The organism is Roseofilum sp. (assembly GCF_982964205.1).
Genome location: NZ_CEZBFX010000161.1, coordinates 1 through 9012 on the forward strand (window position 1 = coordinate 1; position 9012 = coordinate 9012).

Sequence of the window (9012 nt, forward strand, 5' to 3'; positions counted from 1 at the left end):
TCCCTTATCTTAATTCCTATCTTGATTCGGCAGAGTGACAAAAGAGGGGTATCAATGACCCAAGTAGACAGTTGCCACAATTGTAAGGGAAGTTCGTTTGGGGAAGTATCGCAGATCGGTGCAGCCATAGAATTAAACGTAATTATTTTACGAATTACCTATTGCCTATCATATCTGAAGTTTATTTCTTGTCTTCGGGATCGACACGAACCGTGACAAAGAGGGTTTTAGGATCGCCTCCAGGTTTGATTTGAGTTTTAGCACTCAAGGTTTGTTGGGGGACACCCTCATCGGTTTCTTGCCCAGAGCCTTTCATTTTGGTCGTTTTAGCTTTTTGGGATTTTATGGGTGTAGTGGTCGTTGGGGGTCTCTCTGAGGTCGTTTCTGAAGTCCCCTCTTGAGTCTCTTGAGAGGATTTTTTCTTGGTTTCTGTTTCGTCAGGGGTGGGATCGGGAGCTGGGGTTTCTGTGGGAATATCTGTGGGGGTGTCTTGTTCAGTAACCGTTTCTTGCTGTTGTTTGGGGCCGCTCATTTTAGCCATTTTTTTGAGCATGTCTTCGATTTTTTTCTGGGCAACGGCTCTAGGATTTCCTTGGGCCAAGACTTTATATTCAAAGCTTTGACCAACGGCAGCAAATCCAACGACTTTGACCAGATCGAGGTCAAATTTGAGGGTCACTTCAGCAAGTTTTTTCTGCACCACTTCGGGGCTGGGGTCTTGACGGACAATGGTTTCGATATGTTTGGCAATTAGGGTGCGGGTAAATTCGGGAATTCCAGGTTCCTCGCCTGCTTCAACTGCTTTCATTTTCTGTTTTTTAGCTTTTGTTTTGGTGCGTTTGATTCTCACAAATACTTCTAGACGACCTTTCTTTTTATCGATGTCTTTGTAAACATCAACATCAGTTTTAGTGCGAGATTCATTGAGCTTTATGGCTGTACCTACGGCAACGGCTCCGGCAACGGTGGCTTTTTGTTTGAACTCTGAGGGACTTTCGACTTCGGGAGTTTCTCCAGTGTCAGAAGTTGGGGTTTCTATTTCGGTATCATCGCCACCGCCATCATCGTCTTTCTTGTTTTTTTTGCGCTGGATAAGGGTGAGGTTGTCCCCAAGGCTGAAGAGGGGTTTGGGGGGCGGCCCGTCTCCTTGGCGCTGCACGAGGCGGTCAGGGAAGAAGGGGGTGCGCTGGACTTGGGGTTTGTTGCCGGACTGTTGAACGACGTGGGTGAGTTCGTGGGCGAGTAAATGACCTCCAGAGGGGGTATCTGGACGATAAGTGTGTTTACGGAAGTAGATGTCTTTTCCGGTGGTGAAGGCTTGGGCGTTGAGGGAGCGACTGAGCCGATCGCCTTCACTATTGCGGTGAATTCTCACGCCACTAAAGTCTACCCCAAAAGCGTGTTCCATGGGTTGGCGCACCGGTTCGCTTAGGGGTTCGCCTTTTCCTTGCGATCGCTGAATAGCCTGCTCCAGATTCCCCTGAATGGGCGCATTGAGGAGTTTTCCGGGGGCAGCTTTGCGACTCGCTTCTGTTTCTTCCTTGGGCACAAGGGCGACGATTTCATACTCAACCTCACGGGCGAGGCGATCGAAAATCCCCGTTTTATTATTCAACTCAATTGAGGTTAAATCATACTGTTGTTTCAACTTCGGTAAAACTGGCCTGATTTTGTCCGGGTCTTTATCTTTACGGGCCCTTTTCTCCAAGTCCCGACCCAAATTGGGTAAAACATCCGATTCATCCATCAGTTTGGCTTTGAGAACAAACTCATTGCTGACCGAATCATCTTCCACAATCAGCTTATTTTTCTTATCTTTCCACTTATCCGTCTTCCGTTGCACTGTACCACTGCTTGTGCTAGTCTTAGAAATTTTCTCTTTCTTGATCGTTCCAACTACCTTATACTCATTCCAATCAAAGAACCCTTGTTTGAGTTTGAGACTACCAACCGTGGCAAACTCTTTACCTTGTTCTATCGATTGTTCGAGTCCGCCTAGCCCTTGTTTGACTTCCTTGGGATTGCGTTCCGTTTTAATCAACCGTTCGCCGCTGGTTTCTCCCTCGGAAACCATTTCCTTGACTTCATCTTTTTGCTGCTCTACTTTGCGCTTATATTCTTCTTCTTGGCGCTTGCGTTCCCGGTCTTCTTCTGTTTCTTCCTTGTCGCTCTTAAACGCACTTTTGACTTTCTCTTTAGTCGATTCATACTTCTCTTTTACCTTAGCTTTGACTGACTCATACTTCTCTTTTACCTTAGCTTTAGCCGCCTCGTATTTTTCTTTCGCTTTAGCTTTTAACTCATCAATTTTTTTCTTGATGGGAGCAACCACAGCTTGGAATAGCTTCTCTAGTTTTCTGCGGAAAAATCCGGTAATTTTCTCTAGAATACCACGAATCTTGTTAACAATACCTCCCAGACCAATCAAACTCGCCATGAATCCCAAGGCAATGGGAATAATTCGAGCGAGAGCCATTTCCACCGACAGCGAGAAGGTTGCGGTGTCTCCATTGGCGATCGCCGTCATTCCCGCAAAAATCGTTTTAATTAACTCAACCACCTGTTCATAGTTCTGGGCAAACCAAATAATCACATCGACGATCGCTTTAATGATTTTCACAATTCCGGCTGCTGGATTCAAAATCCCAATCAACCAGGTTGTTGCCGCTTTAATCACTTCAATGCTTGCCATAATGGTGAGTTCTTTGATGAACTCCATTTTCATCTCATTAAAGATATCAATCAGGAATGACCAGGCTTTGCCAATACCATCTTTGACCAAGGTATAAAACAACTGAACAACCATGCCCACTTTTTCATCTAAACCGGCAATTATTCCCTCAATATCGGCTCCTTCGATCGCGCTCCGAATTGCACCAATCAGGTCGCTGCCAAAAACTCCAGATGCTACATCAAAAATGGAGTCAACGGTCAGACCCATGATCTGCATGAAGATTTGGAAAAAGCCTTGAATATCAAATTTTTTCGGGAGTGTAATGGGGCCAAGATTACCAAATAGCCACTCAACCATCCCATTGATGAAGTGTTTGGGGAAATTCTTCGCGAAATTGAGAAAACCATCTTTGAGTCCGGTGAATAGATTTTTCATGAATCCGCCGGGGTCTTCAATAATGGCATCTAAAATTGAGGTATCAATGCCAAACTTAGATAACACCCACTTGATGGGAGTCAATAGGGCTTTGATAATGGCGATCATTAAATCCCCAATAAAAGCGAGGGCTTTCTTGACTAATCCTTCATTTGCCGCTTTGAGTGCTTCAATACGGTCATCAATTTCTTGCAGGCCTTGCTTGTAGTTCTCGGTGATATCACTAATTAAGTTGTCTTGATAGGCTTTAACGTTATTTTCTAAACCATCAAACTGTCCTTTAATATTCGCGATCGCGCCTTCGGCCAGTTGCTTTTCTTCTGGCCCTAACTCATCCACGGCTGCCTGAAAATTGGCTTTTCCTTCATCAATGGCAGCTTTGGCTTCGATCATTTTCTTCTCCACAAAGGGAGCAATGGGTTGGAGTTTGGCATACAACCCTTTGGTGATTTTCAGGACACTTTTAACTTCCTTGGTTTTTACGGCTGGGGGATAGTTCGCTGTGCCACCAATCGATTGTCTTAGGAAGCTGACATAGACTTCTCTGGCATCGCTATAGATCTGGTTAACTTCGTCAGGAAGACCGGTAAATAGCTTTTCTTTTGCCCAGAGAAAGATATTGAAAATCTTGAATTTTTTCCAGAGGATTTTAATCTTAATGCCGTGGCGATGATAGTAATAATTTTTTTTCCATTTTTTGAAAGCAGCTTTTTGCACCATTTCAAAGGCTCGACGGGCTAACTTTAAGCCCATGTCCATGCGATGTTGGACTCCGGCATCCATTTCCGCCAGGATACCATTGACTCTGGCCTGGGATTCTTCGTAAATCTTATTCAGTTTGGCGGTAATTTTGAGGCGAGCTGCTTCATTTGCACCTTTGGTTTCTTGTTTTTTGGTGGTCATATCGACCATGGTTTGGGTGCGAACCCCTTTTTGTTGCTCTTTGGTCTGTTGGGTTTTTTCCTTGTTTCGGGTTTGGGTTTCGGAAATGCTTCCCTGTTCCTTTTCTCGAAACTCTTTGGGCCCTTTTTCGCTAAAGTCCCTAGACTCTTTCAAGCTATCGATCGCCTTATCGCCCCCCATATCCCCGAAGGTTTCCATGTTATCGGTGGTCAGGGTAATCTCTTTGTTGGGTTGCTCAATGGTTTGGGGTTCAACAGAATTTTTGCGCTGGATGATTAACTGGGGCGATCGCTGAATCATCTCCGCTAACGATTTTGCCCGCATCACATGGGGATCGACGGTTCGCTCTAGTTTCGCCTGCTTTAACTTATTTCGTTTTGGCTCGAGTTCCGGCTGCACTTTCGGCTGCGGATCGCCCATTTTCATCACCCGATCCGCCATCGAGTCCGCTTCCTTCTCGTACTTATCCTGGGGTCCTCCAACGATCAACTTCGGTTGAATCGGGCCAAAGGTATCTTCTAAATTCTCCGTTTGTTCCTTCAACGGCTCTTCAACATCCTTGTTAGAAGTCTTTGGCGGAACGGCAAGTTCTGGATTCACCGGCGGCTCATCAACCGCTATCTTGTCCTCTACAGGGGGCATTTCCTTGACGATTTTGGGCGTTTCCACCGTCGGATCGGGAGCTACTTGGGTAGACTCCGGCATCCCTCCTCCCGCTTTTTTGGTCGCCCCTCCCACCTCATCTTTAACGGTTCCTTCAACTTCCGATCCGACTCCACCCCCACTTTCAACATCTTTCATCTTCTTGGGTTCTTCAATACCCAATGCCGCTAAAAGTTGTTGCACAAAGGCTTCGCGATCGAACGTTTCCGGGTCTAAACTCGATGAAGTGTCCGTTTTCTTCCCCTTGGCATCCCGGTCTTGTTTATTTGGGTCAACCACCGATTCCTGAGTTTCCACCACTTCCTTTTGCGGATCGTCATGGCTGGAGAACTGTTCGCCCTGTTGTTCAATTTGTTGCTTAACGGCATTAAAGGCCGGATTTTGCATCGGGTCGCTAAAATCCCCCTGATCCGAAGAAACCTGGGGCACCATAATCGGCATCGGAGGCCCTTTCGGAGGAGTTTGCAGGCCCTGTTCTAGTTCATCTTTAATATCGGGTGGGGTTAATTCACTCTCATCGGTTGGCGCAGGAACATCTTGTTGTTGATTGTCTTTATCCTCCCCTTCCTTATCTCCCTCTTCCTTACCTTGCTTGTCTTTCTTGCCTTTCTCTCCCTCTTTTTCTGTCTTTTCTGCCCTCTTGGCTAGTTTTTCCCGTTCATTTTCATCCATGTCATCTTCAGTGATCTCAGTCTTCTGCTCCACTGGCGTTGTACTGGTATCTTTGTTTTCGGTTTCATCTTCCGTGTCCCGATCGTCTGCTTTCTGAACATCCGGCTGAGTTTTCACACTGGGGCCCGTTTGTTGAATGGTGTGGGTGAGTTCATGGGCGAGTAAATGTTTGCCACCGGTAGAACCGGGGTTATATTGTCCCGAATTAAAATAGATATCTTTCTTGTGGGTAAAGGCTTTGGCTCCTAGATCTTTGTTCATTTGCACCGCATCGCTGTCGGTATGCACCCGAACCCCGCTAAAGTCGTTGTTAAAGCGAGATTCCATGAAGCCTTTGGTCTCTGTGGGTAAGGAGGAACCGCCCCCTTCTTTACTCTTAATTTTGCTTTCTATGCCACTACTGGCCTGAAATGACCCATCACTATCAGCTTGCACAGTAGCGGGTGAATCCTTGATTTCTACAGGGGATTCAATGACTGGGTTAGGTTCAGGTTTGAGGGTAATATTAACGTTCTGTTCATCGGTATTTACTTGTGGGAAGTGAGCCTCTGGAGGTGGCGCGGAAGACTCTTCTGCCTCCTCTTCTCGCTTCAAGGTAATATTAACGTTCTGTTCATCGGTATTCACTTGTGGAAATTCCGCCATTGGGGGTTGAGCGGGAGACTCTTCTGCCTCCTCTTCCCGCTTCAGAGTGATATTAACGTTCTGTTCGTCTTCGCTTTCTTCATGGTTACCTAATATGGCTGCATAGGGTATGGCTTTGGTGCGACGACGGTTGGGGCGACCATTGACCCGTTGCAGGGTTTCCGGGGAAGACTGTAGGGTGGTGTTATCGGGTTGTTGTTCGGGTTCTTCGTCTCGCTGTACTGGAGTAGAAGCATTCATGACTCGATCGGCCATGAGATCGGCTTCTTGTTCGTAGCGATCGCCTGGCGCACCGACTATCAGTTCAGGTTGGATCTTAATGCTCTTTCCTGGTGTTCGTTGAATTCTGGCTGCCAATGGTTTTAAGTTAACATCTATCCCACTGTATTCTTCCTTCGGTTGTACCTTAGGGGCGAGGGGTTTTAGGTTAACGTCAATTCCATTCCCTTCACTTTCTGGTTTCTGCTGAATTGGTTTAGGCAGGGGTTTCAGGTTAACATCGATACCACTGTACTCTGGTTTCGGTTGCACATTACTGCCCAGGGGTTTGAGATTAACATCAATACCACTCATGGATGCTTTACGCTGAATCTGACCCTCTAAAGGCTTCAAGTTGACTTCAATCCCCTTAGCTGTTTGTTTTCGTTGAATCTTTTGGGCTAAGGGTTTACGTTTGATTGGCTTCTCGGTTGTTGATTGGGCAATTTCCGAAGAGATTTTATTCGATTTAGTCGTTTTTTGATCGACTTTTTTGGGCTTGAGTTTCGCCCCTTTTTGCTGAATAGTATGGGTCAATTCGTGGGCTAAAAGCCGTTTCCCGCTGGTTGAACCTGGGTTATATTGCCCAGAATTAAAGTAAATATCGTGACCGTGGGTAAAGGCTTTGGCTTGCAGGTCTTGGCTTAACTGGACGGCTGTGCTATCGGTATGGATTCGCACTTGGCTAAAATCATTGCCAAACCGATCTTCCATAAACGATCGCGTCCTATTCGTTAAGGGTTGTCCTTTTCCCTGTTTGGCTTGAATCCGTTTTTCTACTGTTTGACTGGTCTCGAATGTTCCATCTTGCCGCAATCTATGTCGGTCTTCATCCTCGGTTTGAGATGGCAACAAAGCCGGATTAATTTTTCGGGGAGCTACATCAATTTGACTAAATTGATACCCTAGGGAAGATGGGGTGGGGCGATCGCCTGTTCCCTGATCGTTTAGCACTGTACCCTTCCCCTGCTCATTAGGAGGCGGCTCGCTCATCGCCGTCATTTGTACAGTCGCACTCTCAGTATCGGTTTCTAGTAAGGGAATATGCTCAGTAAAGGGTTTCGGTGTAGGGAGAGCATTTTTGGCCGGAACTGCGGGAGTGGGAGTGACCGGAACTTGGGTTTTGGTTTTAGTTGCCATAGCTGACGATCTCGCTTGTGGCCCCAGAAAGGAGAGAGTTGAGTCCTATGTTAACATGGCGATCGAGTTGGATGCCAATTCGTTGAGATTGTTTAGATTTTCTCGGATCAATTCTCCAAGAGTCGAATCTGTTGCCGAAATTCCCGTAAGGTAGGACTTCGTCCTATCTCATGATTTCTTTGCAATCCCTCTTTTACCCAATCTACTATTGGAAATTCTGGAAAAATTTCACTCTGTTTAATCGGTTTATATTCCCCATCTTCTAGGACATACATTTTCAGTAGTATGGTGACTGTAAGCAATGCGACTGGTACGTTTTTCTCCCAGTTCAATTAAAAACTGCTCAAATTCTTCCCAGTTTAGGTCATGAATGAGGAGTCTTTGACCCGGGGGAATATCGAGTTGTTGGAGCTGGAGAGTTAGAGGCAGAGGAATCGGTTTGCAGTCAAAAATCTGAATTATATTGTAACATCAAGTCCCGATCTGCTCTGACTGTTCTGAGGGAGTATTTTCTTGCTCTGATGAGGGATAAGGACAAGATCTGCCATAATGCAAACAAGAAGAGTAAAATCACAGTTATGGCCAAGTCTCGAACCCTCTACATTTGCAATCAATGTGGGGCAGAATTTTCGCAATGGTTCGGTAAATGCTCTGCTTGCAACAGTTGGGATTCTCTGATTGAACAGGTGAGCGGCCCGGTGACCACCAATAACCGTTTGGGGTTACTCAATCAGGAGTGGCGAAAGGATGGGGGGCGATCGCCGACCCAGAGCGGTCAGCCTCGTGCTGCCATTACCTTGGATGCCATTTCTGACCAAGCAGTTTTACGCATGGATTCGGGATATTCAGAGTTAGATCGGGTACTCGGTGGTGGAATTGTCCAGGGGTCTTTGGTACTCATTGGTGGAGAACCGGGGATTGGGAAATCGACGCTGCTGTTGCAAATGGCCAATCAACTCTCCCAAAATCATGCAGTATTATATGTGTCTGCGGAAGAGTCGGGGCAACAGGTGAAATTAAGGGCAGCGCGGTTAGGAGTGGGAGAGGAAGAGGAAGAAGAGGAGAAACCGAAACTTAAGCATGGATTTGATGCCGTCATCGAACCGAAACCGAAGAGCAAAAAAGGGGAAAAGTTGGAAGAGCCACAATCGAAGTTTTTTCTGTTACCCGAAACCGATTTAGAGGAAATTTTACGGGAGTTGGAAGCGCTGAAACCCCGTTTAGCGGTGATTGATAGTATTCAAACGATTTATTTTCCGTCTTTGTCTTCTGCTCCGGGTTCGGTTGCTCAGGTGCGCGAGTGTACGTCCGCACTGATGCAGGTGGCGAAACGGGAAAATATTACCTTATTTATTGTTGGTCATGTGACGAAAGATGGGTCTTTGGCGGGGCCGAGGGTTTTGGAGCATTTGGTGGATACGGTATTGTATTTTGAGGGCGATCGCTTTGCCTCCCATCGGTTGTTGCGATCGATGAAAAATCGCTTTGGCGCGACCCATGAAATTGGCGTGTTTGAAATGGTGGCTCAAGGGTTGGCAGAAGTACCGAATCCCTCGGAGTTGTTTTTGGGCAATCGGGATGAGAAAGTATCGGGAACTTGTACCATTGTGGCTTGTGAGGGG

The 9012-nt window shown here is 46.4% G+C and carries 2 protein-coding genes; one reads left to right on the forward strand and one right to left on the reverse strand.

Annotated features, from left to right (window positions below; genetic code table 11):
• Positions 1 to 181 precede the first annotated feature (181 nt).
• Positions 182 to 7390 carry an eCIS core domain-containing protein gene (locus tag AC3A14_RS23025; protein WP_487779183.1) on the reverse strand — a complete coding sequence of 2403 codons (7209 nt, stop codon included), beginning with the start codon at positions 7388 to 7390 and terminating at the stop codon, positions 182 to 184.
• Between the two features lie 578 nt (positions 7391 to 7968).
• Here AC3A14_RS23025 and radA point away from each other — a divergent pair.
• The coding region (gene radA / locus AC3A14_RS23030; protein WP_318735727.1) for a DNA repair protein RadA at positions 7969 to 9012 on the forward strand (1044 nt) is incomplete at its 3' end.